This is a genomic window from Legionella genomosp. 1 (assembly GCF_900640215.1).
Taxonomy (GTDB): Bacteria; Pseudomonadota; Gammaproteobacteria; order Legionellales; family Legionellaceae; genus Legionella_C; species Legionella_C quinlivanii_A.
Genome location: NZ_CAAAJH010000007.1, coordinates 1 through 26,343 on the forward strand (window position 1 = coordinate 1; position 26,343 = coordinate 26,343).

Consider the following 26,343-nt stretch of genomic DNA (forward strand, 5'->3'; position numbering starts at 1 on the left):
TAAACAAATTTGATCATGAATTCGTATGCACTTCAATTCTTTTCTCGTCCTTATTGAGCAAACCTTAAAAACATAACTGCTCAATTAAATGACAGGATTCCTCAGCGCCTTCGCGGGAATGACAAAATTCCTTAAATTAATGGCAGTGACCCACTGGCTATGGCTCATGCATTAATTGTTCAATATAGCGTCTGCAGGTCAAAGGTTTATCTAGAAAGTTAATTGAATAACGCGTTCCTCCGGTTCCTGTAATCATCAGAGAACCATAACGAAATAAACTGCCAATAATGGATTGACGAATATCGATACTCTCAATTTTACCCAAGGGAATATCAATCGTATTGCGAACCATGATGCCAGCACGCAAAATGACCTGCTTTCTTCGTATAGTTAAGGAAGAAAAATGGTAATTAACCCAGGTTACCGCAGCCCAGGCCAAAGCAAAAATTAAGAAAAACAAAGCGACGATTTTAATCTGTTCGATATAAATCCCTAACAGCATGGCCAAACAGGCCATCACAAACGGGCCTAAAAAAATTATCCAGTGGAGTCTGGCCACATACACCACATTACTGTCACTATCGATCATTTTTGTATCCCGGATAAAGAGTGAAAATATAATAGTGCAGATAGAATTAATTTGCTATGCTCCTGTTCGTCGTCATCCCAAATTGAGATCCTCAGCCAATGCGGCGTATCAATCATTGCATGAACAAACAGTTGCAATCCATCTGTCAAAAGGCAGCAGAAATTGACAAGCTTAATTTACTGGTAAAACAATATTTACCGACTCATTTAAGCGCACACTGTCGTGTCAGCAGTTTTAGCAAGGGAACGTTGACGGTACAAATCAATGATCCCGCCTGGGCAACTGAATTACGCTATAGCTTGCCTGAGCTGCGCGATGCCTTAAGAAAAGAAGGTCTGTATCAGCTGATATCGGTTAAACTGGCACTGGCGAATGAAAACTACACCCAGCCGTCCTCCAACAAGAAAAAGCGTCAATATCTTTCAGCCACTACCTGTTCTTCTTTACAGGCATTGAGTGATGTGTGCAGCTTCGAACCCTTGCGAAATGCCTTGAGAGATCTGGCAAACCACAATAAACACCCAGCCGATACTTGAAGATTTTTTGTGAAAGCGTTATAAAAATGTAAAATTTATTGAGTTCAAAATCAATTTGTGCAAAAATTAGACCAATAGATAATGTTCTAATGGCTCGTACAACGGAACTCTTTAATATATGGTTTTTAGAAATGCCTAAAATTTTTACAGCTACCGGAGATGGTGCTTGTCTTTTCAATGCCTTAGCGATTGGTCTGGCTATAGAGATCTTAAGTGGCCGTCTTGACCATTATGCTCAAGAAGAAAACTATCAGGCATTACTTGACGAGTTCGCCAGACAGCATCCTAACTTTTTACCCAAATCCTGGGATACATTAAAGTCATGGCTTAACTATTATAACAGCCCTCGTGACATTGAACTGCTGTTGGCCCCGGTATTATTCAAGTTCAATAAACAGTTTTTGCCTGATCCACAGGACGTATTACTGAATGAATTGACCAGCTTAATCTGGCACAAGAAAGCGGATATCCAGGCCGGGCGGCCATGGTTTCAAATCACTATGCAGGAACGACAAACAGTCAGGTTCCCGGCACTGGATATGCTGAGCAAAGAAACCAAGGTCCACATCCTGGAAAGTTTACGAACGCTCTTTAAAGGGTTTAGGGGAAGAGAGTTTAAAGATTACAAAGCACGGATACAAACTGACCAAAATCTGCTTGAACTGGTAACCGAGGAGTATAGCCGTACCGATGAATTTCAGCGTGGCTACAGCTGCGGGGATATTGAAGGACTACGCCAGGCTCTGCATCTTCAAATTTATGAAAACGCGACGCCTAACCCCAGAAATACAAAACCAGGTATCTATTTAAAACATAAAGACGCACATTGGGATGTCACCTGCACAGAGAATGACGGTGATCTGATTTATATGGATGAAGCAAAGCTTAAATTCAGCTCATTGGAAGCTTACAACAATACACAAGAGGTACCAGCGCCTCCAGCCGATGCCAGCGAGCACATACCTCAGTTTATTATTCGCAATAAATCAGTTAATAATCCGGGGCTAGGAAATTGCGCATTTTATGCACTGGCAACCGGGCTTATCCATATCATTCAGGAGGAAAGCTCGGGCAACAGCAGGGGGTTATTTGATCACTGGCTGGCATTACAAGAGCAGTTCCAGCTGGAGGCGAGTATTGATACGCTTTATCCCAGGATTTGCGCTTTTAATATCGAAGAGTCGAAACGTACCAGAGCGGATAGAGAATTACTTGATAACCTGCAAAAAGCACTCCGGGAATTACTTTTCAAGAGCCAGCTGGAAGAATTGGAACAGGTTTGCTCGAACCCTGGTGATGACTATACCCTGTTCCGATCTAACTCCCAGTTCAGCGATTTTGCCGCTGTATATCATGAGGATATCAATCGAATCAGAAATTATAATGAATTCACCAATTCAGCAGTCATATTAAGAGAAATCAGAGCATTAAAAGCGAAGCACGATCAATTACTCCGCGAATTAAGAGAGGCTGATGACACAGTAGAAGAAATTCCATTTGAACGAATCAACCTCGATTTACAGTCGCTATTCCTGCGTTTACTCTATGGAAAGGAAGTATCCCTCCCCACGAATATCCCTTTTGCTCAGGATTCACCCATTATTCTGGGCATGAAAAAGATTACTCAGAATTATACCTGGGGCTCTCATAGCCATCTGGATAGTCTGGCACGCACTTTACATGTTAACTTGCATTATTTAGTCAATGGCCAGGCAACTCAGCCTTTTAAGGATATTCCCAACCTGCACTGTATTACAATTGATAATCAAAATAATCTGCATTGGGTTACTCGTATCCCAATAGCCTGTGATCGATTAAAAAAACTATCGTCTCCTACTCCCGAAGCCCCAAATAGCCCCGCTGCAGATACCAGCTTCGATGCTCCATTTTTTGATCTCAGCTATCCTGCGAAATCGCCGAAGAGTGAAGCAAGGCATTCACTCACCGAGTTAACAGACCTGCCTGATCTTACTGAAGACCAAATTCTTCTCCGTGACCTGATCATACAAGCCGAGCGAAGTTTTGCTGAATATCAGTATCACTACAAGCGAATATGGTTTTCTTTATTCAACCGTCATGGCGAAACCGGGCAACGGAATGCTAATAATTTTGTACAGAAATTGAAAACCAAGGAAACTTATCAGGAGGCTCTGGCGTTTCTTATTGATTATCTGGAGAATAAAAAGCCAGAAAATGGCAATACCAACCCCCACTCATTCCGGACCATCCTGTTGAAGCATATGTTGGGTGAAGAATCTCTCACCCCGCTAAAGCTAATTTCCAATGGCTTTACCTATTTTCTACAGCAATACAAAGAGAGAGTAGTCATTGAAGAGTCCGCCCAAAGTGAAGCAAATAACAGCTCAGACACCCTAAACGACTGCACTCTATAATTGATAACGTTTAATTCGGCTTAACCTCTACCTGCCTGCCGAGGCAAGTAGTCGAAGGCCTGAACTGTTTTAGCGAGGCAAAAACAGAAGCTGGACAAGTTGTTATACCACTGCTTCTACTTTAATATTAATTACATTTTTTTATTTATCCAGGATTGGTCATGTTTCCTAATACAGGGAAAGTATTTGCTGCTGTTTTGTTATTTCAATTCCCGACTTCTTCGCTTGTTTTTGCTGCCTGCACACCCGGTCCTGTCGTTGTGTGTAGCGGGGTGACCCTAACGCAGGTAGGTGCAGGACCTGCAAGTGATAACTGGCAGGTTACAGTTGAGGCCAACGCTATCCTGGATACAGGAAATACACCCGCTATTTCACTGGGTGACATGGCCACGATTATTATCGGTGAAAATGCAGTAGTATCGAATTTTGGCATAAACAATGGCGGCGGTTATGGTGCCGGCGCAAATACCATTGAATTTAATAATCAATCCACTTTAATGATTGGTTTAGGGGCTCTTGTTACAGCAAATGGCCCACAGCTCTTTTCAGAAGCGGTGAATTTTATTGGTGATGGCAATTTTTTAACAAATTACGGCACAATTCAGGGAGGCCAAAGTTCGGCTCTCTATTTTCAAAATGTCAATACCGGATTTGGACAAAACATTGTCAATAACTTTGGTACAATTACAGCTGGCGCAAACAATGAAATCATCGGTCAATTTGGTACTGAGGGTGTTAACAGGTTATCCCATAGCGCTTAATTGGCATCAACTCATTTTAGAACCCGAACTACAAATAGTGTATCAACAGCTACAATTTCATTCGCAAACCGATATAAACCAGATTGGTATCCATTGGGAACACCCCAGGCAAGGTATTTTCGGGGTGGTTTGCGTTTACTAGGAACAGAAGACACCACAGACCATTTTATTACCACTTACCTTAAAGGCAATTTATTGCAGGGATTAGGAGGCGGGCATACTATCCAAATAAGCAATATTGGTTTTGATACTGGAAAATTTGGCACCATGTTACAAGTGCGAGCCGGTCTCAGTGGCCACTTAACTCCCCGCCTCAGTGTTTATGGGGATATAGCAAACCAGCAGGATGTGACAAGTTATGGTTTTCATGGTTGGAGCTATAATGGAGGCATAAGATATATGTTATAGCCCTGCTCACCCCAAAGCATGCAAAATTACAAAAGTCATTCTGCAAAATGAATTGGATGAACAACGATTACCAGAACATAGCGCTGTTCAAAATTCAACAGCGCTATTGAGATCAATATTGATAATTGATTTTAAATGCTGCTCCTATAAAGCCAAAATTACTCTCGGCCGTGACACCAGCTACTTGCGGCGCTCCTGTCATTCCGCTGCCAGGCAAACCGAATCCTGCGCCTGTTGTAGCAGATTTTGAAGCACTGCCGCCACCGAACCATTCTTGTGCAACGACTGAAAGCTGAGCGCCGATCTTGCCATTAAGAGCCTCTCGCTCATAAGCGATCCCAAGTTCTGCTTCAACAATTTCCAGCACTGTTTGATGATGATTGGTTCTTTGGACAAACGCTGTTTCACTTAATACATCGTCAACATATTGTGTTCCACGAACCAGAAGGGTTTTGCTAGCCGTCTGCTTGGATCGACCAAACACTGCAGAAGCGCGGGCAGTACCGACGAGAGAAAATCCCGATTGCCATAATGGCAATTTATCTTCTAATTGGATAACAGGCCCCCAACCTCTGAAATTATGGCCAGAATGCAGAGTCTTTTCGTGAGCAGTAATGAATTGAGGAACAGGAGGATCCATCCTGATATCCAGAGTAGCACCAGGAAGTTGTGTTTCAAATGCATTATAGGATTGCGACATATAGGCATATCGTGCTCCGCCGCCCAGTGTCAACCTGGAGTTGGCAAGTTGATAATCCTGGGTGATAATGCCGTCCCATACCTGTGTTTTGAGGCTAGTGGTAACGGTCATCGAGTCAGGCAGGTTATTATCCCTGGTATCAATGTCCAGGCCGATAGGAGCCGCTGAAGAAATGGGAAAAGACAAGGTAAGATCTGTTACCGAGGTCTGAGGTGTCGCAACGGATTGCCTGGTGTCATCATCAAAAAACCAGTAGCGTGTATAAAATCCTAAGCCATTATTTAGCTTGTATCCCAGGAAAAACTCGGGGGCCAATTCCATATTGTGAGAAACATCTCTTTGGTGCTGGACGTCATTCACGTAGAAAAATGCTTCTGAATAAGCTATACGTTCAGCTTCAAGAAAATAAAATGCTGGATTATTTTGGAAAAAGGGTTGAACAACCTGGAGATTGACGCCAGCTGTCCAGTGAGATAAGGGCTCTTGAATATCCCCCATGGTTCCTGCAGAAGCAATACCAGTACACAGAATCAAACTTACAAAACTACTTTTATTAAACATAAAGCAAAACTCCCTATTGCAAATTCATTGGAAAACGCTCATATACTAAACGATTTATCCTAAAAGTTCTAATTGAAAATTATCTAAATCAAGGGACAATAACCGATTTATTAGCCATAGAGGGGCAACACAGAATTTAACAATAAATAAAAAACTTACTATAGTAAATTGGAGATGTTCTGGATTTCACCCGTAAGGATCTATTATGGACAATAACATGGAAAACAGCCCAATCAATTACATTCACGGATATAATCAAAAAGAAACCCAGCGTTTATACCAGCAAGCCAAACTGATTTACCATTTTGCACATCAGGATCTGCCATTTCAGAAAAAAGAGCGATTGCTGGAAATAGGCTCAGGCGTTGGCGCTCAAACAGCACTTCTCCTGAAGGATTTTCCCAATCTCCATGTAACAGGAATTGATCGCGAGCCAGGACAAGTTGAGCAAGCCAGACACTATCTGTCAACACTCCCCTGGACCAAATGGCCAGATGGTACCCCGAGATATGAATTTCTGGTAATGGATGCTACCAATCTTAAGCTGGAAAAGAACAAGTATGACTGCGCGTATTTCTGCTATGTCCTGGAGCACATGCAGCAACCGGATCTGGTCTTATCCTGTGTACGGGAAGTGCTTCAACCGGGCTCACCCATTTCCTGCTATGAAGAGCTCAACGAGACAGCATACATTTACCCTCCATTGCCTAACGTCAGCACTTATTGGAAAGCCATGAATGAATTACAGCATGAAATGGGCTGTGATGGCGATATTGGCGTGCGCCTGGGTAACCTGTTAATGGATGCAGGGTTTCAGAATATTCAAACCCAGGTTCATACCTTCCATCATGACAATCGAAACTTCAGTAAAAAAACGGAGTTCTTTTATTATTTTCGTGATATTTTGCTGACCTGTTCTCAAACCTTGCTCGAGACAAAACGAATTTCCTGGGAAACACATGATTTAATGCTTGAGGAAATTAACGAGGCGGCCCAGAACCCCGAAAGCGCGATTGTATTCTTTAATATGCAGGCCCTTGGATCAGCCTAAAACGTAGGTCGGGCGCTTCGCATTAGATTTTTCACAAATGAGATGATGTTACTGATTCAAAGAAGGAGTGCCCTGTAGAAATAATTGCTAAATGCTTTAATACACTAGTTTCATTTAGAGGAGATGTCGGGCGAAAGCGCCCGACCTACGCTTAATATTTCCGGAACCAGAATCAGGCTTCTACGGGCATAAAACCTGGCATGGCAGGCATGTAATTTTCGGCGTCAAAATAAGTATATTCCCAGGCATCCTGGCGAACCATCAGCTCTCTGAGCAGGCGATTATTGAGTTCATGACCTGATTTGTAACCTTCAAATGCACCGATTAATCCACAGCCCAGCAAGTACAAATCACCGATGGCATCGAGCACTTTATGGGTAACGAACTCACTGTCGAAACGAAGACCATCTTCATTCAGAACACGGTATTCATCGACAACAATTGCATTATCCAGGCTTCCACCTTTGGCTAAATCATTTTCACGTAATTTTTCATAATCAGAAAGAAAACCAAAAGTTCTGGCTCGGCAAACTTCTTTCACATAGGAAGTATTTGAGAAATCAAAAGTCGCTGTTTGCGGCTTGTCATTAAAAACAGGATGGTCAAAATCAATAGTAAATGAAACTTTATAGCCATTATAAGGAAGAAATTGCACATACTTGCCATTATCTTCGACACGAATAGGCTTGAGAATGCGAATAAAGCGTTTAGCGGCGCTTTGCTCACGAATTCCGGCCGATTGAATCAGAAAAACAAAAGGCGCGGCGCTGCCATCCATAATCGGCAGTTCAGGCGCATTAATATCGACATAGGCATTGTCAATACCCAAGCCAGCCAGCGCAGAAAGCAGATGTTCTACTGTAGCAACTTTTACCCCTTGATGCAGTAATGACGTGCATAACATGGTATCGCCAACATAATCATAAACTGCAGGGATTTCGACCACGGGATTTAAATCGATACGTCTAAATACGATGCCAGTATTGATTGGAGCGGGACGCAAGGTTAAAAGTACTTTATCACCAGAATGCAAACCAACACCTGTCGCTTGAATCACCTTTTTAGGAGTTCTTTGTTTAATCATTCAGCGATCACCTTATTCAGATATCCCATTTTTTCACACAATAATTCCCCCAATCATATCAACAATCGGTTGATTAGTCTAATTTTTTATTTATTTTATCGATACTTGCTTAGAGTCAGGTCGCTCGGCAAATCATCTGACTGAGCTGTAGTCTCATTTCGTCTATTCTCCGATGTCGCCAGGAAACGAATACGCTGCGTGTTTTGAATTAAACTTTGCTGATTGGCACCAGCCGTTAAATTGCTTATTACTCGAGAAAGTACCGTTTCTGAAGACCTGGGAGGATAGAGTATATCGTAAGCGCCTGTGGCGATCACCAGCAGGAAGAAAGGAATCAGCATTAGCCAGTCATTTTGTGATCCAACCAGAGCATTTTTAAGAAAACTCTGTGCAAACTGCCAGTTTGTTTCGTAATGGAGTAGACCATGATGCAGGAGCATTAAAAATTTAAGTAAAATTAGTGCAAAAATTGCTGTATCCAGAAACTGAGTCTCAACAAAATTGTTCCTTTCGCGAAATGTAGACGCCAATTGTTCATAATCAGTCGCTTCGCTTTCAGAGGCTTCATGCATTAGCCAATCAGTTATATTAACTAACGTCTCAAGATGTATCTCTGCATGCCAAGGCCGTTTTTTTATGCGCTGATTCATTTCAGAAAGTAGAGTATGAATTTTATCTCTGTTTTCGGCGTCGGCGGTTCTTGCCCAAAAATGTAATCTCGACGAGGCCAGTTCAAATCTGAAAGAAATTCTGCTGAATGGTTGCGTAGGGTATTCAAGCAGAGTGGTCTTATATTTTTTAGCTCGATTGAATAGCTCAATAGGTGTTAGAAATGGCCCTGGAACAGAAACATAACTGGAAAAACTCATCCATCGCAAGCTATTGGCGGGTATGGTAACTCCCGCCAGCTGCAGCGCATAATGCGCTGCATTCGAACAATTGTGAGTCAAATATTGATAATTTTCAGGACGGTTATACTCCGATAATTCAAATTGAGAACAGAAACTATTAAAAGACATTTTACTGACAAAACTAACACAGTAATCATTGTCGTAATTATCAGGAGCAGCATAAAGCCCAACCATGCTGGTTTTCGTCGAATTATGCCATATTTTGACAATTCTGAAGTTAAGCCAAGCCTCCTCATCTGGGTCGCAGAAAGCATAGACTTGAGCACAGGAACCATTATTGAATACGTTTAACTTAATTTGCATCTGACCACTTGATAACAAGATGCAGATTGGGCGGCCATTCCCAATCTGCACTTAGACTTAAGACTCTACCTGCTCTTCCTGACGGCGTAAGAAAGCCGGAATATCGAGATAATCGACATCGGGAATAGTGGGTTCGTTTGACTTGGCAGCAGACGACTGCATCGCAGGAGTTGCTTGCTTTCGCATCACAGCGGGTCTCTCATATTGCTGATAATCAAAGGTGCCATCGCTTCGCATTGATTCCGAAGTACGGGTTTTGGCAATGCCAGCGTATTGCGGTTGCTGTTGCTGCTGCCTGCCGCGATTGGGATCACCCAAACCGGTGACGATGACTGTGACTCGCATCTCATCGGTCATATCCGGATCAATTACGGTACCGACAACGACAGTGGCATCATCAGAAATGAACTCTTTCACCACATCACCCACTTCTTCAAATTCGCCGATTGACATATCAAGACCGGCAGTAATATTCACCAGAATACCGCGAGCTCCTGAGAAATTCACGTCTTCCAGCAGAGGTGAGGCAATGGCTGCTTCTGCCGCTTGCCTGGCTCGCTGCTCGCCGGTGGCGCTGCCGGTGCCCATCATCGCCATGCCCATTTCAGACATTACTGTCCGTACGTCAGCAAAATCCACGTTAATCAATCCTGGACGGGTGATTAAATCAGAAATCCCTTTTACTGCACCCAGCAATACATTATTTGCCGCTTTAAAGGCATTAAGCAGGCTGATATTTTTACCCAGAACGCTTAAGAGCTTATTATTAGGAATTGTAATTAACGAATCCACATGCTCAGCAAGACGTCTGATTCCTTCATCAGCAGCCAGGGCTCGTTGTTTACCTTCAAAAGAGAAAGGCTTGGTGACAACTGCCACAGTAAGGATATTTAATTCCTTGGCCACCTCAGCAAACACTGGAGCCGCACCGGTACCGGTACCGCCACCCATACCCGCTGTAATAAATACCATATCCGCGCCTTCAAGCACTTCGCGAATGCGGTCACGATCTTCTTCAGCCGCTTCGCGGCCGATTTGCGGATTGGCACCTGCGCCAAGTCCCTTGGTGAGATTATCACCTAATTGAATATGAACTTTAGCATTGGAATTTTTTAATGCCTGTGCATCAGTATTGGCACAGATAAATTCAACTCCATCAATATTTTCAGCGACCATATGCTCAAGCGCATTACCGCCACCGCCGCCAACTCCCACCACTTTGATAACGGCACTGTTGTCCTGGCTTTGCGTTAATTCAAACATTCCTGCCTCTCCCCTCTTTTTAACTGCCGATTAATACTTAGAGATTATGTATATCATACTGTCCATTTAATAAATCAGAACACGTCCACACACAATTCAACTCATTTTTATACAGGGCCTAATAATTCATTGAGCGATTAGATCCTGTATTCCTAAAACTCCAGTTTAAAAATTCCCTTGAAACCATTCACGCATTCTTGACCACATGCTTTTACCACTCTCGCTAAGAGTCGGCACGCTGTAGCCTCCTTCATATTGCTGTTGGAATCCGTGCAGTAGTAAACCCACTCCTGTAGCCAGTGAGGGGTTGCTTGTCGCCTCCACTAATCCTGCCACATGATGCGCGCATCCCTGCCTTACCGGCATTTCAAAACATAATTCCGCCAGTTCAATAGCACCGCGCACGCAGGAGCCGCCACCGGTTATAACCATTCCCGCAGCAATTCGATTTTCAAATCCGCTGCGTCTTAATTCATTTCTAACCAACCTGAATAGTTCTTCATAACGTGCCGAAACCACATCAGCCAGGATTTTTGCGGAAATTTTTCGACCTGGACGTTCATTGACGCTTATGACTTCCAGCATTTCATCAGCATTCGCAAATTCGGGCAAGGCACAGGCATGGTTGACTTTAATCACTTCTGCCGCCTTGGTTGGGGTTCTTAGCGCCATCGCGATATCATTGGTTACCTGATCGCCGGCAATTGGAATCACCGCGGTATACTGAATAGCTCCTTCGGCGAATACAGCGATGTCTGTTGTACCCCCGCCAATGTCCAATACGCAGACCCCTAACTCTTTTTCATCATCAGTAAGTACTGCATGACTGGATGCCAATTGCTCGAGAATGACATCTGATACTTCAAGACCACAGCGGCGCACACACTTTGCTATATTCTGTGCAGCACTCACCGCCCCGGTCACGATATGCACTCTGGCTTCAAGCCGTACACCTGACATGCCGGCTGGTTCGCGGATGCTTCCCTGATTATCAATAATGAATTCCTGAGGAAGGATATGCAGAATTTTTTGATCAGCGGGAATGGCGACTGCTTTTGCTGCTTCAATAACCCGCTCAACGTCGGCCTGGGAGACTTCCTGATCACGAATAGCGACAATACCATGCGAGTTAAGACTGCGAATATGACTGCCGGCGATCCCGGCATATACTGTTCGTACTTCACAGCCAGCCATTAGTTCTGCTTCCTGTACGGCTCGCTGTATAGAGTTCACAGTTGCCTCAATATCGACAACTACACCACGTTTTAAACCACGAGATGGATGGCGCCCTATACCGATCACTTCAATAGTTCCATCGGAGCTAACTTCCCCAACCAGCGCCACTACCTTTGATGTTCCTATATCCAAACCGGTTATGATATTTTTTTCTGATTTTTTAGCCATTATCTTCCCGCTTCATTTTTCCATTGCACTGCCATACCACGCGGATAGCGTAGATCGACACTTGCCAATTGCGCTGATTTTTCTGCAAAAACTGCTGGATAAGCCTTACAAAACCTTAATATTCGCTTTTCCAGGTCCCGCTTACCCAGTCGCAATTGCACGCCATTATCCAAACCAAGCTCCCAGGCATGATTGTCGCGTAATTCCAGTGAGGATGCGTGCAAACCATAAATTGATAATATCTTACTCATTTTTTTGTAAACTTGTAAGACTTCTCTGTATTGATTAGACGGTCCACTCAGCTCCGGTAGCAATATATCTGTTTGAGAATTGCCCTCATTGAACATTTCTCCATCTTCAGTCAGCATAGCGTCATTCCACTTCGCGAATGGAATTTTTTCTACCAGGGTAATTTTCAGAGTGTCCGGCCAGACTCGTTCAATATGAACTTGGCGAGTCCATTCAAAAGCTGATAGCTCCGTATGCAGTCTTCCTACCGACAAAGAGAAAAAGCTGTCATTTAAATATTTTTCCAGTACCTCTTCCAGCTGCTTATGCGAAATATGGTGGTAACTGGCTGCAATCTTTACAGTACTTATTGGGAAACGCTCTGGATCTGCCACAAATAAATAAATCAGACGCGCCGCCAAAAAAAGGGCGCAGGCGATTAACAGTGATAATACACTCGCATAGCGCAGTTGCCCTTTTTCCCCATCCATCCTCTTGCCTCGTCTTTTATAATCGCGAAGGGCTTAATAAGCCCGGCAATTCGTTCCTGTTCCTACTGATAATTGGTCACTAACTGTTGTTTACAGCGATGATGTCTCATCGCCAGTTCAACCAACTTATCCAGCAGATCAGGATAGCAAAGACCACTGGCATCCCAAAGCTTCGGATACATGCTGATAGGAGTAAACCCAGGCAGCGTGTTGATTTCATTAAAATAAATCTGATTAGTCTGTTCGTTAACAAAGAAATCGACTCTTGCCATTCCCTTGCACTTCAGGCGCAGAAAAATAGCGCTTGCCATTTTTTGTAATCGATCCAGTAAAGAAGCAGGCAGACTGGCGGGAATGTGTAATTCAGTTTCGTCGCTTTCCAGGTATTTGGCCGTGTAGGAATAAAATCCATCCGCATGGTTAACTTTTATTTCACCAGCCACACTAACCAAAGGCTCGGCAGGCTGTTGACTATTCTCAAGAACTGATAATTCGATTTCCCGACCGGCAATAAACTCTTCCACCAGAATCGCTTCATCGTAGCGCAGCGCGTCGTCTACCGCGCGGGCAAGCTCTTCGGCTGTCTTGGCTTTATGAATTCCCACTGAAGAACCGAGGGAGCAGGGTTTCACAAAAAGCGGCAAGCCAAATTCGCTAATCATCTGCTGGCAAAACTGCTGTTTTTCTTTCGCACTCGCATGCCAGGACAGCATGCGGTATCTCGCACTCTGAATATCACCATAGCAAGCCAGGCGTCGCGCCATGTCCTTATCCATGCCTATAGCAGACGCCAGCACGTCGCAGCCTACATAAGCCGTATCTGCCAATTCCAGCAAACCTTGAATACAGCCATCTTCATATAGGGGCCCATGCATTACAGGAAAGACCACATCGGCTTCAACCGCTAAATGGCCATTGACAAACAGGCTGGGAAGAAGCCGGGATTTTTCAGTCTGCACTGGCAGGCTTTTCCCAGCGGCCAGCAGCTCCTGATAATCGTTTAAATAACATCGCCCTTCCTTATCAATACCAATAGGAATTATCCGATACTTATCGGCTCGGAGCTGAGTTAATACGGAGGCGGCAGAAATGAGTGACACCTCATGTTCGCCGGACTTTCCACCATAAAGAAGTACGAGATTAATTAAATTAGACATGTTTTGCTCCGATGATATGTACTTCGCGAATTAGTTCTACGCCTGTTTGTTGATGAACTGTTTCACGCACTAGCTCTATTAACGATTCAATATCATTAGCAGAAGCATTTCCATGTTGGTTAATAATAAAATTGGCATGCTTGGTTGATACCACAGCCCCACCCAATTGCCTTCCTTTCAACCCACAGGATTCGATTAATCGGGCCGCAAAATTACCCGGTGGGTTTCTAAAGACTGAGCCACAGTTATATTCGCTGGTGGGTTGAGTTTCGGCTCTGTGCGCAAGCAACTCTTTAATCAGTTTAAGAGACTGTTCTTTTTCGCCTTTTTCCAGACGGCAAGTGGCCGCAATAAACCACTCGTCATCAGTCAGTCCAGAAACATGCCGATAGGAAATTTCAAATTCTTCAGGCTTACGAATTCTGCGTTCACCTCGTCGAGTCATAGTCTCAACCTGAACAACCGCCTTCCAGGTTTCGCTGCCAAAACAACCCGCATTCATTCGCAAAGCGCCCCCCATCGTTCCAGGAATACCTGCCCAGAACTCCCCGCCCGCCATATTATTGCGTGCGCAGAAACGGGCCATCGTGGCGCAGGAAACTCCTGCTTCAACCTGTACAGTTGTCTCATCAATAAGACTAACGTTTTTCAAACACCCCTGAGTCAGAACAACCGTTCCCGGGAAACCACCATCTCGAATGAGAGAATTACTGCCCAGCCCCAGCCAGAGCAATGGTTCATCGGCTGGTAATTGCTTCAGAAAAACAGCCAAATCCTCGATACTTACTGGCTTATACAGTTTATGAGCCGGCCCCCCTGCTCGCCAGGTGGTATAATCAGCCAAAGGCTCATGCAGCAACAACTCTCCCTGATAAGTCGGCTCCCCAGATTGCAGATTCATTGTGCTCATGCTGGCTCTCTTATGGTTTGTACCAGGTTGATTGCCATCTGCCCAACATTTCCAGCACCCTGCATCAGAATGACATTACCTTCAGTAACGATTTCATCAAGGGTCGACTGCAAAGTCTGCTCGTTAATAAGGCGGGCATTGGGGAAATTTTTACGAATTTCCTGTAAAAGCGACTGACTGGAAACGCCTTCAATTGGAGATTCTCCTGCTGAGTAAATATCCAGTAACAGTAGCTCATCGGCCAGACTCAGGGCGTCTACAAATTGTGAAAACAAGGAGTGAGTACGGCTGTATCGATGCGGCTGGAATACATGAATCAGGCGTCGATCAGGCCACACCCGGCGAAATGCGTCGATAGTTGAAATAATTTCCTGGGGATGATGTCCATAGTCGTCAACCACAATAGCACTGCCTTGTTCAAAGCGGCGCTCGCCTAAAATCTGAAAGCGGCGACCCACGCCCTGGAATTTGAACAAGCCATTGATAATCGCTTCATCACTCACATCAAGCTCAGTCGCAATGGCAATTGCCGCCAAAGCGTTTAATACATTATGCCGGCCCGGCCAGGAGAACTTAATCTCCAGGGGTTTGTGGGGCGCGGGTCTGATGACCGTAAACTCACTGAGCAGGCCATTCTGCGTCCAGTCCACTGCTCGAAAATGAGCATCTTCCCGGAAACCATAGGTTTTGGTTGGCCGCTGGATGGCCGGCAATATACGCCGCACTTCATCATCCTCAAGGCAAACCACTGCCAGACCATAAAAAGGTAAATGATGGAGAAACTCGACAAAGGTGCTGCGAAGCTTGTCGAAATTGTCATCATAAGTGGCCATATGATCGGCATCGATATTGGTAACCACAGCCATCATTGGCTTAAGGTATAAAAAGGACGCATCGCTTTCATCCGCTTCAGCCACTAAATAAGCCGATTTACCTAATTGTGCATTACTACCGCAGCTATTAAGCTTGCCGCCGATAACAAAACTGGGATCAAAACCACCCTCAGCCAGAATACTGCTGACCAGGCTGGTTGTGGTGGTTTTGCCATGAGTACCGGCAATAGCGATTCCGTGACGAAAGCGCATAAGCTCTGCCAGCATGGCCGCCCGGGGGATAACGGGAATTAATTGCTCATGCGCTGCAATAATTTCGGGGTTTTCAGACTGGACAGCGGTTGATCGAACGACCACATCCGCGCCATGAATATTTTCCACGCGATGTCCGATGTGAACCTTGATGCCGAGAGATTGCAGGCGTTGAACCGTTTTATTTTCGCTGATATCAGAGCCGGTTACCCGGTATCCTTCATTATGCAGCACCTCAGCGATACCACACATGCCAACACCGCCAATTCCAACAAAATGAATCTGTTCCACCCGCCCCATCCTTGGCGAAAGAAAGTGTCCCAAGCTATTCACACGATTCCCCTTTATTTTCTATTAGGCTGGCGATCTTAATCCCAATGATTGCCAACGATTTTCATGATCGATACGCAGCAGTAATGCAATGACCATACAATTTACCACCATACTTGCGCCCCCATAACTCAGCAGGGGTAACGTCAAGCCCTTCGTCGGCAGTAACCCTGAATTCACACCCATATTAATAGCTGCCTGTAATCCCAGCCAAAAGGTTAAACCATAGGCAGCGTAAGCAGCAAAAAGCCTCTCCTGGCTATGCGCGGTATATCCAATTAATAAACCTCGACACACCAGTATACTATACAAAATCAATACTAGAAGCACACCCAGCAAACCTAATTCTTCTGCCAGTACAGCAAATAAGAAATCCGTATGCGCCTCAGGCAAATAGAATAATTTTTGAACGCTGTCGCCAAGCCCGGCTCCCATCCACCCGCCTCGTCCGAAAGCGATTAAAGACTGGGTCAACTGGTAACCGCTATTGTATTGATCCGCCCAGGGATCAAGAAATGCTGTCAATCTGGCGACACGATAAGGAGACGAAATAGCCAGTAAAGCCAGAGCCGCCCCTACCACTAGAAGTAAGCCGGCATAATAACGAAATTTAACCCCAGCCAGAAATAACATCGCCATTACAGTTCCGGTTATGACCACTGTGGCACCAAAGTCAGGCTCCATTAGTAGTAAAACCGCGACCACACCCAAAATAATCATGGGTTTTATAAAGCCTAGAATCGATTGTCTGATCGACTGTTGCTGCCGTACCAGGTAGCCCGAAACATAAAAGATCATAGTCATTTTGGCGAGTTCGGATACCTGAATGCCAATAGGGCCAAATGCCAGCCAGCGCCGGCTGCCATTTACTGTTCGGCCAATGCCAGGAACAAGAACCACCAGCAACATCAGGAGGCAGACCAGCAAAAGCGGCATACTCAATTTTTCCCAGAAGCTGCTGTCAATGCGCATGATAACCAAAGCCACCATAAAACCCGCGAACAGATAACAGAATTGGCGAATGAGAAAATGGAAAGGCTGATGATAATATTTGGTTGAAATCATGACGGCACTTGAAGCAACCATCATCAGGCCAATGATAATCAAACCCAATACCGCTCCCATAAGCCATCTGTCATAAAGGGCCAAAGGTTTATTCGTGGGTTTACCGCGTTGAGTATAATGCCTGGGTTGCATATCGTTATAACCTTCTGACTGCTTCGCTGAACACCTCACCCCTATGATTAAAATCTTTAAACATATCCATACTCGCACAGGCAGGAGAAAGCAGCACCACATCCCCCGGTTTTGCTTCATCTCTGGCAAGTGCTACGGCATTATCAAGATTTGATGCTCTTAACACCGGAACGACTCCAGTCAGCGCGGCTTCAATCTGGTCAGCATCTTTTCCAATTAATACAACCGAGCGCACGTATTCGCTCACAGGAGTACGCAATTCATTAAAATCAGCTCCTTTCCCCAAACCACCGGCTATCAGAACAATTCGCCCCTGCATGGCACCGCCGATTCCTGATATTGCTGATATGGCTGCTCCAATGTTGGTTCCTTTCGAGTCATTAATCCAGTCGACCCCATCCAGCGCTCTCACCCACTGACAACGATGAGGAAGTCCAGCAAATTGGGTTAACACATCACGAATACTTTGTGTATCGATTCCTGCGGCGGTTGCTAAAGCACAGGCAGCGAGTGAATTTTGCCAATTATGCTTGCCCTTGATCAGGATATCATTGACTGAAATGATGCAATTTTCTTCAAAGGCCAGACTGTTCATATCTGCCTGGCGAATAATTCCCCATTGTCCGGCTGTGGGCTGACTAAAGCCAAAGCTGATTGCCTTATGAGCTGCCTCTTGCTCAATCGGGGTGGTTTGCCAGTCATCGCGATTATACACACAGAGCCCGGCATTCCGATAAATTCGCTGCTTGGAAAACCGATAAGCTTCGATGCTGTGGTGTCTGTCCAAATGATCGGGGGTGATGTTTAATATGGTGGCCGCAACCGGAGACAAGCTGTAGATTAAATCAAGCTGGAAGCTTGAGAGTTCCAGAATCCAAAGATCATAGTGTTGTTTATCATCCAGTAAATCCAGTACAGGCAGGCCGATGTTGCCTGCAACAGCCACAGACAAACCAGCTTTTTTGGCCATCTCGCCAACCAGGGTGGTTACAGTGGACTTGCCGTTAGTGCCGGTAATTGCGACAACCGGAGCCTGGATTTCTCGCGCCAGACATTCGATATCACCAATTACCGGAATTTTTTTTTCAATCGCTTTTTGCAGAAAAGGCTCATCCAGAGAAATGCCAGGGCTGGCAATGATTTCTTTTAACTGGTCATATATTTCATCTGGAAACTGCCCCAGGAAAATATCAACTCCCGGAAAATCAGTTCTGAATTCGCTTAAACCAGCAGGTTCTGCGCGGGTATCAAATACCACAAAAGGTAAATTACGACGATGTAGATAGCCTGCTATTGAGCGCCCTGTTTTTCCAAGACCGGCAACCAGATACAATGATTGATTCATAATTTTCCTATCGTAACTTTAATGTAGCCAAACCACAAAGAACGAAGATTATTGTCATAATCCAGAAACGCACGATAACCTTAGGTTCCGACCAGCCTTTTAACTCAAAATGATGATGCAGAGGCGCCATACGGAACAAGCGTTTGCCACCGGTATATTTAAAATAACCCACCTGTAAAATTACCGACATAGTTTCCAATACAAACAAGCCGCCCATGATCAGGAGAACCAGCTCTTGTCTAACCACTACTGCAACCGTTCCCAAGGCAGCGCCCAATGCCAATGAGCCGACATCGCCCATAAACACCTGAGCCGGATAGGTGTTGTACCAGAGAAAGCCAAGCCCTGCGCCCAAAACCGCTGAGCAGAAGATAGTCAGCTCGCCAGTGTCAGGTACAAAGGGGATAGACAGATAATGAGCATACACCGCATTGCTGCTGGCATAGGCAAATACACCAAGCGCTCCAGCAACCATTATAATAGGCACTATGGCCAGACCATCCAGTCCATCGGTCAGATTCACCGCATTACTGCTACCAACGATAACAAAATAAGCCAGTATCGGGAATAGCGGTCCCAGATTGACTATCAGATTTTTGAAGAAAGGGATAGTGAGCTGGGTATGCACCGGCAAGTTAGCATTGAGGTATAAATAAAGTACGGCCAGGATTGCGATTACCGATTGCCAGAAATATTTCCAACGCCCTGGCAAACCCCTGCTGTTTTTACGAACGACTTTACGATAATCGTCAATCCAGCCTACCGCACCAAAGCCCAGTGTTACCAGCAGAACCAGCCACAAGGCGGGTTGATGTAAATCGCCCCACAATAAGCTGCTGGCAGTAATCCCCACAAGAATCAGTACGCCCCCCATAGTGGGCGTTCCTGCCTTTGACAAATGAGTTTGCGGACCGTCATTACGCACCACTTGCCCCATCTGCAAATTGCGAAGCCAACGAATCATTAATGGACCGCAAAACAGGCTTACTAAAAGAGCCGTGAGTGCCGCAAGAATTGAGCGAAAGGTCAAATATTGAAACACTCTGAACGCATGATACTGTCCCTGTATAAGCTGCGTTAACCAGTAAAGCATGTTGGGAATTCCTCAAAAATAATTAATATTTAAATACTTTTTCTGCCAGTTGTTTTTTTTCAGCAAAATACAAACGCAAAACCGGGCAAGAATACCACAAACCAGGCTTCAATTTGTAGCCCACCCTGAGACAAGCGTATTGCTAAAGATGGCAGGGCGCATTGGCCTGTAGTCTTTGCGAACGAAGTGAAGCAATCCAGATCGAAACTTGAACAAGGCTAGGAGCTGGATTGCTTCGCTAACGCTCGCAAAGACGTTTTTTTGTGCACCGCCGCGCACGAACAAAACTTCCTTAATTCAATGACAGTGCCAGCAATGCGGAGTCCATCACCTCAAGCCACTAACTGGTGAACAATATTTTCCATCGCAGCCGATCGAGAGCCCTTTACCAATACTGTCGTGCTACTGTCCAATTGCGGCAGTAAATCCTGGGCCAGTGCGTCCTGACTGGTGTAATGTCTGGCGGCCTGACCAAATGCCTTGCTGGTGAATTCGCTTTGCCGGCCACAGGTCAGGAGTAAATCGATGCCGTGAGACAGAGCGGCCTGACCAATTTCTTCATGATGTTTTTGCGTCCAGGCACCCAGTTCACCCATATCACCCAAAACTAAAATACGCTTGCCCTGCCGCTTCGACAGCACATCAACAGCCGTTAATACTGAGCGAAGATTAGCATTATAGGTATCATCAATAACAATGGAATTATTTTTACCGGCCAAATAAGTCATCCTGCCTTTTACACCCGAAAAGGTATTGAGACCATTGGCAATATCTCCAGAACTAATACCGGCAGCATGAGTACAACTTGAGGCTGCCAGCGCATTACGAATAGAATGCTCTCCAGGAACCTGAAGATGAATTTTCTCACTTCCATTAGGTAATATCAGGGTAAATGAGGCACATCCTTTATCATCATAAGTAATGTCCCGGGCATGAACATCGCCAGTGTGCAATCCAAAACGCAGGACTTTTCTGTCGGTAAATAGTCCATCCCAGAAATGGGCATAATGATCATCCTGATTAACAACAGCAGTGCCATTTTCGGACAAGCCCTCGTAAATTTCTCCCTTGGCACGGGCTACTCCATCAATAGAGCCAAAGCCTTCGATATGTGCCGGAGCAATGTTATTAATCAAAGCAATTTGCGGTTTGACTATGGCAACCGTATGAGCAATCTCTCCCGGATGATTCGCTCCCAGTTCAAATACTGCGTAGCGATGCGCTTTGCTTAACTGCAGGACACTGAGCGGTGCGCCAATATGGTTATTCAGATTGCCAAAGGTTGCATGGGAGGGCTTGGGTAAAATCGATGCAATCATTTCCTTGACAGTTGTTTTACCATTGCTTCCTGTCAGGGCAATCACCGGACAATCAATACTCTGGCGGTGGGCCTTGGCCAGCTCAGTCATTGCCGTTAGAGAATTGTCCACCAGAATCTGGGGTATATTCGCCTCTGGATGCTTTTGCTCACAAATAACAGCCGCCGCGCCATTCGCCTGGGCGTCCAGAATAAATTCATAACCATTAAGGCGTTCACCCTGTAACGCGACAAATAAATCGCCCTTTTTTACCTGTCGGCTATCAATCACAATCCGCTGAATTTCACCTGCGAATTCAGGGCATCCCAGTATCTTTGTAATTTCTTCTAATTTCATGAACTCTCGTCCTTCCGGAATTGCTTCATTTGGTTTTTTAATTCTGCTCAGTTCAAAAGCTAGTGGGCAAGTTCAATCAAATCTCTTTCCTCTTCCGGAATATTAAGCATCTGATAATACCTTGCCATACCTTCTTCGTTTAAAACTCGCTGCTGATCATCCAGTAAACGCGCATCCAGGCCCTCACTTAATACTCTCGCAGTTTCAAACATGGTTCTGATTCGTTCAGCATCCACCTCTGGTTCGCCGGAAGTCTGCATAAAGAGGCACAGGCCTTTTACGCTGAACGCACCGATATTCTGCAAATCAAATACCCCTGTTGCGGTTGCCGCAGCCAGACTGCAAAGAACAGCTCCCTGACCATTGGCTTGCTGATGGCGGTGAAATAGCTGACCTTCTCCAAAACGCAAACCCGCAGCCAGCACCGTCTGTAACAGCTCATAGCCAGCCAGCTGGCGATTTTCCTTAGCCTGTAAAAATAACATGATCATTTTTCCAGGTTTAACCCTCGGTTGTTTTTTCTCTTCTACGACCGCTCTTACCACGGGTGCTTTGACTTCGCGAACCGGATGCTTTCTGATTTCAGGCTCCTCTTTCACTTCAGAAGAAGGGGTATTGTCCTGAGTCAATTTGCGTACAGCGATAATGTCATCAAATGAACGGTTCTCCGCAGCAGTTCCCAGCGTGGGTTTCGCCTGCTGATTCACCGCCGTACTGAAACTTTGCCGCCTGGCTTTCATTAATCGCCCGATTGCGATTACCACCCCAATGAGTAATACCACATTGAGAATCAGACTCCAGTTTGCCTGCATGTTTGACTCCTATTAATTCGTCTTCAAGGTTTTAACTCACCTTCCCAGACATTTGATTTTTATAAATTATGATTCGGTCATTACTAAAGCTTGCTCAACATCGACAGTGACCACTCGCGATACACCGGGTTCCCTCATAGTGACACCAATTAAGTGATCCGCCAACTCCATTGCGATCTTATTGTGAGTAATAAACAGGAATTGCACGAATTGTGACATTTCTTTAACCAAAGCACAAAATCTTCCGACATTCACATCATCAAGCGGCGCATCCACTTCGTCCAACATACAAAATGGTGAAGGATTTAATTGAAATATGGCAAATACCAGAGCAACAGCTGTCATAGCCTTTTCACCGCCTGACAGCAGATGAATCGTACTATTGCGCTTGCCCGGGGGCTGAGCCATTACCATGATTCCCGCTTCCAGAAGATTATCACAGGTTAATTCAAGAAAGGCTCGCCCTCCACCAAAAAGGCGCGGGAAAAGACTTTGAAAACGCGAATTCACCTCATCAAAGGTAATTTGTAAACGCTGCCGCGTTTCTTTATCCATTTTTTCGATAGCCGCCTCAAGCGTCGACAGCGCCTCTGTTAAATCGTTGTGCTGTTCGTCAAGATACAATTTACGCTGAGCTTCGGTTTCGTATTCTTCGATAGCGGCAAGATTGATTGCACCAAGCCGGCCAATTTTGTCAACAATTTCCTGTAACTGCTGTTCGCATAATGCCCAAGTACTTTCCTCGGGAATTTCATTTAGAATGTCCTTAGGATTTACATTCAATTCATTAAGATTTTCCAGAACAGTATCAATCCGAACAGTCAGGGTCTGCAGCTGTAATTGTTCCTGCTGCGTTTTATCCTGCAGGGTTTTGGCGGCAGATTCCTCTGCTTTGTAAAGTGATTCCTGATGAGACAAACTCTGGTTTAAACTGTCAATTGCCTCCCTGTACTGGCAAAGCACATCCTCCAGCTCCTGATGCTGAGCCAGTTTGTCATCCAGTGAATTGGTCCTGCTGCTATCCGGTGTTTCAAGCTCAAATAAACGCTGTGCGATTTTTTCCAGACGTTCCCCAATAGTCTGCTGCCTGACTTCCTCTCGCTGAATGTTGGCACTCAGCTGCTTATTAATCAGTGCTTCTCTCTCTCGCTGCAATTCTATCTGATGGATGCGGCTGCGGCAGTCGTCCAGGGACTGACGGCGCGCCTTGCTATGCTCATCCCAGATCTGCTTTTCAGCATTAAAACGAGTCTGCTCCTGCTCATAACGCTGCAATTCCTGTTGGGTGAGGCTGAGTTTGATTTGAACGTCTTCTTTTTCCAGATTTAGCTCTTCGAGTTGCTGATACAGCTCATGCGTCTCATCATCAAAACGGTGGTGCATTTGTTTCTGATGCGCAATCTGTCGTTCCAGTGCGTCTATTTCCGCTTTCAGCTGTCTTTGCTGATCCTGCCTCTGTCGACGATTATCCTGCCAGTTCTCAAGCTCGAACTCTTTATTCTGAATTTGTTCGCGAACCTCCTCTAATTGCCCCTGAAGCACCTCCAATACCGCTTCGCATTCGGCCAGTTTTTCACGGCAGTGATTTAATTGCTGCTGCTTGACCAGCAAGCTCTCACCGGATTGCTCTTGCGGCAAAATGACCTGTAGCCAGGCTTGCGCCATCCAGATTCCTTGCGGAGTAATCACAGACTCTTCAGGCTTGAGTCTCGGCAGCCATGCACGCGCCTGCTCCAAATCTTCGGCGGCATAAATTCGACTAAGATTAACCGAGTACTCAGGAATCAGCCCCTGAATTTTATCGGCAAGGCAGGGAATGTCCTGTTTAACCTGTGCAGTTTGCGCCGCGGTGGTGAAGGTTCCCCCGGTAATCTGCTGTTCGCTGAGCGCCGGCATTAATTCGCTGATATCGTCCACAACGACTGCATGCATACCCAGTCCCAGGATTAACTCAATCGCATATTCCCAGCCTTTTTCCACCTGCATTTTTTCAATAAGACGGGGCCTGGCTGACCAGGGTTGTGGGATTGTATGCTGCTGGTTAACGCGATTGTGCAGGGCAGCACTTAGACTGGCCTGCTCTACATTTAACTGATTTGAGCGGCTTTGTTGCTGACGAAGACTGCTTTCAGTTTCATTCGCCAGGCGCTTCAATGCCTGGATATCGGCCATAAGAAGCTGGCTCTGTGTTTCAGCCTTTTCAGATTGTTCTGCTGTTTCAGACAAGGCATCCTGCAACCCATTGAACTGCTCATCGAACCCGTCTATGGGGGGGAGCTGCTGCTTCTCAATAGTAATTTTTTCCAGCCTGATTTGACATTCCTGCGTTCGCTGCTGAATATGCTGCAGGCGTAGTTGCTCAAGCTGGCTGTCACGTGTAAGTTTGTTTAAATGGGTGCTTACTTCACCGGCGGTATTCTGCCAGGCGGCAAATTCTTCCTGCAGCGATTGATAAGCCTGGGTACACTCATCCAGCTCATCGCGCAAGCTATCCAGTCTGACGTCCAGTTCCTTCTGATTAAGCTCACTGGATGCAAGGGTTTCAGCATCCAGTTGCAATTGCTCGCAAACCGTCTGCCAGTCATTCTGTAATTGCTGTTGATCGCTCTGCAGACGTTGTTTTTCGCGATGCTGCTGTTCACGACTTTCTTCCAGGCGGGCTATTTCAGTAGCCAGCTGATAAAATTGCTCCTGCAGTAACTGAAACTGCTGGTTCTTCTGATACAGACTCTCACGCATTTCCGTACATACCCGATAGGCAGTCGTGGATTGCGTTTGATGTTGTTCATGGCTAATGAGCAACTGGGCGAGATTTTTACGGGTTTGTTCCTGTTCTTTGATTAAGGCATCCCATTTTAAAGCCAGGATTTCGGCTTTGCATCGCTTTTCCTGCTCCACTAACTCCTGATAACGCGCGGCGGTTTTAGCCTGGCGTTCGAGGCGCTGCAATTGCTTGCCCAGCTCTTCACGGACATCAGCGACGCGTAAGAGATTTTCGCGGGTATGACCGATTCTTAGCACAGTTTCCCGCCGTCTTTCCTTGTATTTGGAAATCCCTGCGGCCTCTTCCAGAAAGGCGCGTAACTCCTCGGGTCTGGCTTCAATAATTTTGGAAATAGTTCCCTGGCCAATGATTGAGTAACCGCGGGCGCCGGCACCGGTTCCCAAAAAAATATCGGTAATATCGCGGCGGCGACAGCGGGTTCCGTTTAAAAAATAGGAGGAATCGCCGTCGCGGGTGATTAGGCGCTTGACTGAAATTTCCTGATAACTGGCGTATTGACCCGTTAAACGGCCCATGCTGTTATCAAATACCAGTTCAACCGAGGCCTGGCCCACTGCTTTTCGGGTTGATGAGCCATTGAATATGACATCGGTCATCGATTCACCGCGCAGGTTTTTTGCAGCGCTTTCACCCATTACCCAACGCACCGCATCGATGACATTGGATTTTCCGCAGCCATTAGGCCCGACAACAGCGACAAGCTGACTTGGGAATGGGATAACGGTTGGATCTACGAAAGATTTGAAACCTGCCAGTTTTAATTGTTTAAGCTGCATGGGATAAGGAGCAATCGATTATTGAAAAATTGTACCTTAATATCTCTCATCAAGAGAAGGTTTTAGGTGAATTAGCCAGAGAAAATTTTATCAAATACTCAAGGCTTAAGAAGTTTTCCCACAGTCGGTACGAAACACGACTATACTTGAAAAACAAGCAGCCATTTTCTGATAGCCAGCTTCCTGGCAGGCTGCAAGCGCCTGCAACTGCCAGAGAGGGTAAGAAAATGACCAAGGCAATATGGAATGGCACAATAATTGCTGAAAGTAATCAGTGTGAGCGTGTGGAAGGAAATTTTTACTTTCCTTTAGATTCAGTACATCAGGAATTTCTAACAGGCAGTTCCCATACTTCAACATGTCCCTGGAAGGGAATTGCTCATTACTATGATGTTACGGTAGATGGCAAAACAAACCCGGCAGCGGCCTGGTATTATCCGGAGCCGAAAGAGGCAGCCAACAGGATAAAGAATTATATCGCTTTCTGGAAAGGCGTAAGCATTATCGATTAATGA

Annotated in this window: 21 protein-coding genes; 5 read left to right on the plus strand and 16 right to left on the minus strand. The window is 45.4% G+C overall.

Going from position 1 to position 26,343, the window contains the following annotated elements; genetic code table 11:
- Positions 1 to 157 precede the first annotated feature (157 nt).
- Positions 158 to 589: a PH domain-containing protein gene (locus E1O89_RS08250; RefSeq protein ID WP_112220174.1), complete on the minus strand. Its 432-nt coding sequence runs from the start codon at positions 587 to 589 to the stop codon at positions 158 to 160.
- Positions 590 to 708: 119 nt separating this feature from the next.
- On the opposite strand from E1O89_RS08250, the gene E1O89_RS08255 reads away from it, so the two are divergent.
- The 3 genes from E1O89_RS08255 (at position 709) to E1O89_RS08265 (ending at position 4,279) form a co-directional block, all read left to right on the plus strand.
- Entirely contained in the window at positions 709 to 1,125 is a 417-nt protein-coding gene (locus tag E1O89_RS08255) for a DUF721 domain-containing protein (protein WP_165483108.1), read from the plus strand.
- Between the two features lie 131 nt (positions 1,126 to 1,256).
- The gene (locus tag E1O89_RS08260) at positions 1,257 to 3,518 is read left to right on the plus strand and encodes a hypothetical protein (RefSeq protein ID WP_133139760.1); all 2,262 of its coding nucleotides are present in this window, start codon (positions 1,257 to 1,259) and stop codon (positions 3,516 to 3,518) included.
- A gap of 161 nt (positions 3,519 to 3,679) precedes the next feature.
- Positions 3,680 to 4,279, plus strand: a complete 600-nt coding sequence (locus tag E1O89_RS08265; protein ID WP_133139761.1) for a hypothetical protein — start codon at positions 3,680 to 3,682, stop codon at positions 4,277 to 4,279.
- A gap of 520 nt (positions 4,280 to 4,799) precedes the next feature.
- On the opposite strand, the gene E1O89_RS08275 is transcribed toward E1O89_RS08265, so the two are convergent.
- Positions 4,800 to 5,948 carry an Lpg1974 family pore-forming outer membrane protein gene (locus tag E1O89_RS08275; protein WP_262337466.1) on the minus strand — a complete coding sequence of 383 codons (1,149 nt, stop codon included), beginning with the start codon at positions 5,946 to 5,948 and terminating at the stop codon, positions 4,800 to 4,802.
- Between the two features lie 205 nt (positions 5,949 to 6,153).
- Between E1O89_RS08275 and E1O89_RS08280 the strand changes: the two genes are divergently transcribed.
- Positions 6,154 to 6,999, plus strand: coding sequence for a class I SAM-dependent methyltransferase (locus E1O89_RS08280; protein WP_133139763.1), 846 nt, complete (start codon positions 6,154 to 6,156; stop codon positions 6,997 to 6,999).
- Positions 7,000 to 7,171: 172 nt separating this feature from the next.
- On the opposite strand, the gene lpxC is transcribed toward E1O89_RS08280, so the two are convergent.
- The 14 genes from lpxC to smc all read right to left on the minus strand — a co-directional run bounded on the left by lpxC (position 7,172) and on the right by smc (position 25,828).
- Positions 7,172 to 8,083, minus strand: a complete 912-nt coding sequence (lpxC, locus tag E1O89_RS08285; RefSeq protein ID WP_112219281.1) for a UDP-3-O-acyl-N-acetylglucosamine deacetylase — start codon at positions 8,081 to 8,083, stop codon at positions 7,172 to 7,174.
- A 95-nt stretch (positions 8,084 to 8,178) separates the two neighbouring features.
- Entirely contained in the window at positions 8,179 to 9,297 is a 1,119-nt protein-coding gene (locus E1O89_RS08290) for a hypothetical protein (RefSeq protein WP_133139764.1), read from the minus strand.
- A gap of 57 nt (positions 9,298 to 9,354) precedes the next feature.
- A complete protein-coding gene (gene ftsZ, locus E1O89_RS08295; protein WP_112219283.1) occupies positions 9,355 to 10,560 on the minus strand; it encodes a cell division protein FtsZ in 1,206 nt (401 codons plus the stop codon).
- Between the two features lie 165 nt (positions 10,561 to 10,725).
- Entirely contained in the window at positions 10,726 to 11,964 is a 1,239-nt protein-coding gene (gene ftsA, locus E1O89_RS08300; protein WP_112219284.1) for a cell division protein FtsA, read from the minus strand.
- Positions 11,964 to 12,683 carry a cell division protein FtsQ/DivIB gene (locus tag E1O89_RS08305; RefSeq protein ID WP_112219285.1) on the minus strand — a complete coding sequence of 240 codons (720 nt, stop codon included), beginning with the start codon at positions 12,681 to 12,683 and terminating at the stop codon, positions 11,964 to 11,966. Before E1O89_RS08305 ends, ftsA begins: the two co-directional genes overlap by 1 nt.
- 62 nt (positions 12,684 to 12,745) lie before the next feature.
- Entirely contained in the window at positions 12,746 to 13,840 is a 1,095-nt protein-coding gene (locus tag E1O89_RS08310) for a D-alanine--D-alanine ligase family protein (RefSeq protein ID WP_133139765.1), read from the minus strand.
- Entirely contained in the window at positions 13,833 to 14,741 is a 909-nt protein-coding gene (gene murB / locus E1O89_RS08315) for a UDP-N-acetylmuramate dehydrogenase (protein ID WP_410054765.1), read from the minus strand. Before murB ends, E1O89_RS08310 begins: the two co-directional genes overlap by 8 nt.
- Before the next feature lie 5 nt (positions 14,742 to 14,746).
- Positions 14,747 to 16,135, minus strand: coding sequence for a UDP-N-acetylmuramate--L-alanine ligase (murC, locus tag E1O89_RS08320; RefSeq protein WP_410054766.1), 1,389 nt, complete (start codon positions 16,133 to 16,135; stop codon positions 14,747 to 14,749).
- Positions 16,136 to 16,189: 54 nt separating this feature from the next.
- Positions 16,190 to 17,362: a putative lipid II flippase FtsW gene (gene ftsW, locus E1O89_RS08325; protein WP_133139768.1), complete on the minus strand. Its 1,173-nt coding sequence runs from the start codon at positions 17,360 to 17,362 to the stop codon at positions 16,190 to 16,192.
- A gap of 4 nt (positions 17,363 to 17,366) precedes the next feature.
- Positions 17,367 to 18,707, minus strand: coding sequence for a UDP-N-acetylmuramoyl-L-alanine--D-glutamate ligase (gene murD, locus E1O89_RS08330; RefSeq protein ID WP_133139769.1), 1,341 nt, complete (start codon positions 18,705 to 18,707; stop codon positions 17,367 to 17,369).
- A gap of 7 nt (positions 18,708 to 18,714) precedes the next feature.
- Positions 18,715 to 19,800 carry a phospho-N-acetylmuramoyl-pentapeptide-transferase gene (gene mraY / locus E1O89_RS08335; RefSeq protein WP_058506299.1) on the minus strand — a complete coding sequence of 362 codons (1,086 nt, stop codon included), beginning with the start codon at positions 19,798 to 19,800 and terminating at the stop codon, positions 18,715 to 18,717.
- 332 nt (positions 19,801 to 20,132) lie between these two features.
- Positions 20,133 to 21,455 carry a UDP-N-acetylmuramoyl-tripeptide--D-alanyl-D-alanine ligase gene (gene murF / locus E1O89_RS08340; RefSeq protein ID WP_133139770.1) on the minus strand — a complete coding sequence of 441 codons (1,323 nt, stop codon included), beginning with the start codon at positions 21,453 to 21,455 and terminating at the stop codon, positions 20,133 to 20,135.
- A gap of 59 nt (positions 21,456 to 21,514) precedes the next feature.
- The gene (locus E1O89_RS08345; RefSeq protein WP_133139771.1) at positions 21,515 to 22,267 is read right to left on the minus strand and encodes a cell division protein ZipA C-terminal FtsZ-binding domain-containing protein; all 753 of its coding nucleotides are present in this window, start codon (positions 22,265 to 22,267) and stop codon (positions 21,515 to 21,517) included.
- A 66-nt stretch (positions 22,268 to 22,333) separates the two neighbouring features.
- Positions 22,334 to 25,828, minus strand: coding sequence for a chromosome segregation protein SMC (gene smc / locus E1O89_RS08350; protein WP_133139772.1), 3,495 nt, complete (start codon positions 25,826 to 25,828; stop codon positions 22,334 to 22,336).
- Between the two features lie 146 nt (positions 25,829 to 25,974).
- Here smc and E1O89_RS08355 point away from each other — a divergent pair, with 146 nt between their 5' ends.
- Complete coding sequence (locus E1O89_RS08355; protein WP_222845431.1) at positions 25,975 to 26,340, plus strand: DUF427 domain-containing protein; 366 nt, start codon at positions 25,975 to 25,977, stop codon at positions 26,338 to 26,340.
- The last annotated feature ends 3 nt before the right edge of the window (positions 26,341 to 26,343 follow it).

Coding starts and splice junctions, on each gene's coding strand:
- E1O89_RS08250 (WP_112220174.1), bottom strand. CDS start 589: ATGATCGATAGTGACAGTAATGTGGTGTATGTGGCCAGACTCCACTGG.
- E1O89_RS08255 (WP_165483108.1), top strand. CDS start 709: ATGAACAAACAGTTGCAATCCATCTGTCAAAAGGCAGCAGAAATTGAC.
- E1O89_RS08260 (WP_133139760.1), top strand. CDS start 1,257: ATGCCTAAAATTTTTACAGCTACCGGAGATGGTGCTTGTCTTTTCAAT.
- E1O89_RS08265 (WP_133139761.1), top strand. CDS start 3,680: ATGTTTCCTAATACAGGGAAAGTATTTGCTGCTGTTTTGTTATTTCAA.
- E1O89_RS08275 (WP_262337466.1), bottom strand. CDS start 5,948: ATGTTTAATAAAAGTAGTTTTGTAAGTTTGATTCTGTGTACTGGTATT.
- E1O89_RS08280 (WP_133139763.1), top strand. CDS start 6,154: ATGGACAATAACATGGAAAACAGCCCAATCAATTACATTCACGGATAT.
- lpxC (WP_112219281.1), bottom strand. CDS start 8,083: ATGATTAAACAAAGAACTCCTAAAAAGGTGATTCAAGCGACAGGTGTT.
- E1O89_RS08290 (WP_133139764.1), bottom strand. CDS start 9,297: ATGCAAATTAAGTTAAACGTATTCAATAATGGTTCCTGTGCTCAAGTC.
- ftsZ (WP_112219283.1), bottom strand. CDS start 10,560: ATGTTTGAATTAACGCAAAGCCAGGACAACAGTGCCGTTATCAAAGTG.
- ftsA (WP_112219284.1), bottom strand. CDS start 11,964: ATGGCTAAAAAATCAGAAAAAAATATCATAACCGGTTTGGATATAGGA.
- E1O89_RS08305 (WP_112219285.1), bottom strand. CDS start 12,683: ATGGATGGGGAAAAAGGGCAACTGCGCTATGCGAGTGTATTATCACTG.
- E1O89_RS08310 (WP_133139765.1), bottom strand. CDS start 13,840: ATGTCTAATTTAATTAATCTCGTACTTCTTTATGGTGGAAAGTCCGGC.
- murB (WP_410054765.1), bottom strand. CDS start 14,741: ATGAATCTGCAATCTGGGGAGCCGACTTATCAGGGAGAGTTGTTGCTG.
- murC (WP_410054766.1), bottom strand. CDS start 16,135: ATGGGGCGGGTGGAACAGATTCATTTTGTTGGAATTGGCGGTGTTGGC.
- ftsW (WP_133139768.1), bottom strand. CDS start 17,362: ATGCAACCCAGGCATTATACTCAACGCGGTAAACCCACGAATAAACCT.
- murD (WP_133139769.1), bottom strand. CDS start 18,707: ATGAATCAATCATTGTATCTGGTTGCCGGTCTTGGAAAAACAGGGCGC.
- mraY (WP_058506299.1), bottom strand. CDS start 19,800: ATGCTTTACTGGTTAACGCAGCTTATACAGGGACAGTATCATGCGTTC.
- murF (WP_133139770.1), bottom strand. CDS start 21,455: ATGAAATTAGAAGAAATTACAAAGATACTGGGATGCCCTGAATTCGCA.
- E1O89_RS08345 (WP_133139771.1), bottom strand. CDS start 22,267: ATGCAGGCAAACTGGAGTCTGATTCTCAATGTGGTATTACTCATTGGG.
- smc (WP_133139772.1), bottom strand. CDS start 25,828: ATGCAGCTTAAACAATTAAAACTGGCAGGTTTCAAATCTTTCGTAGAT.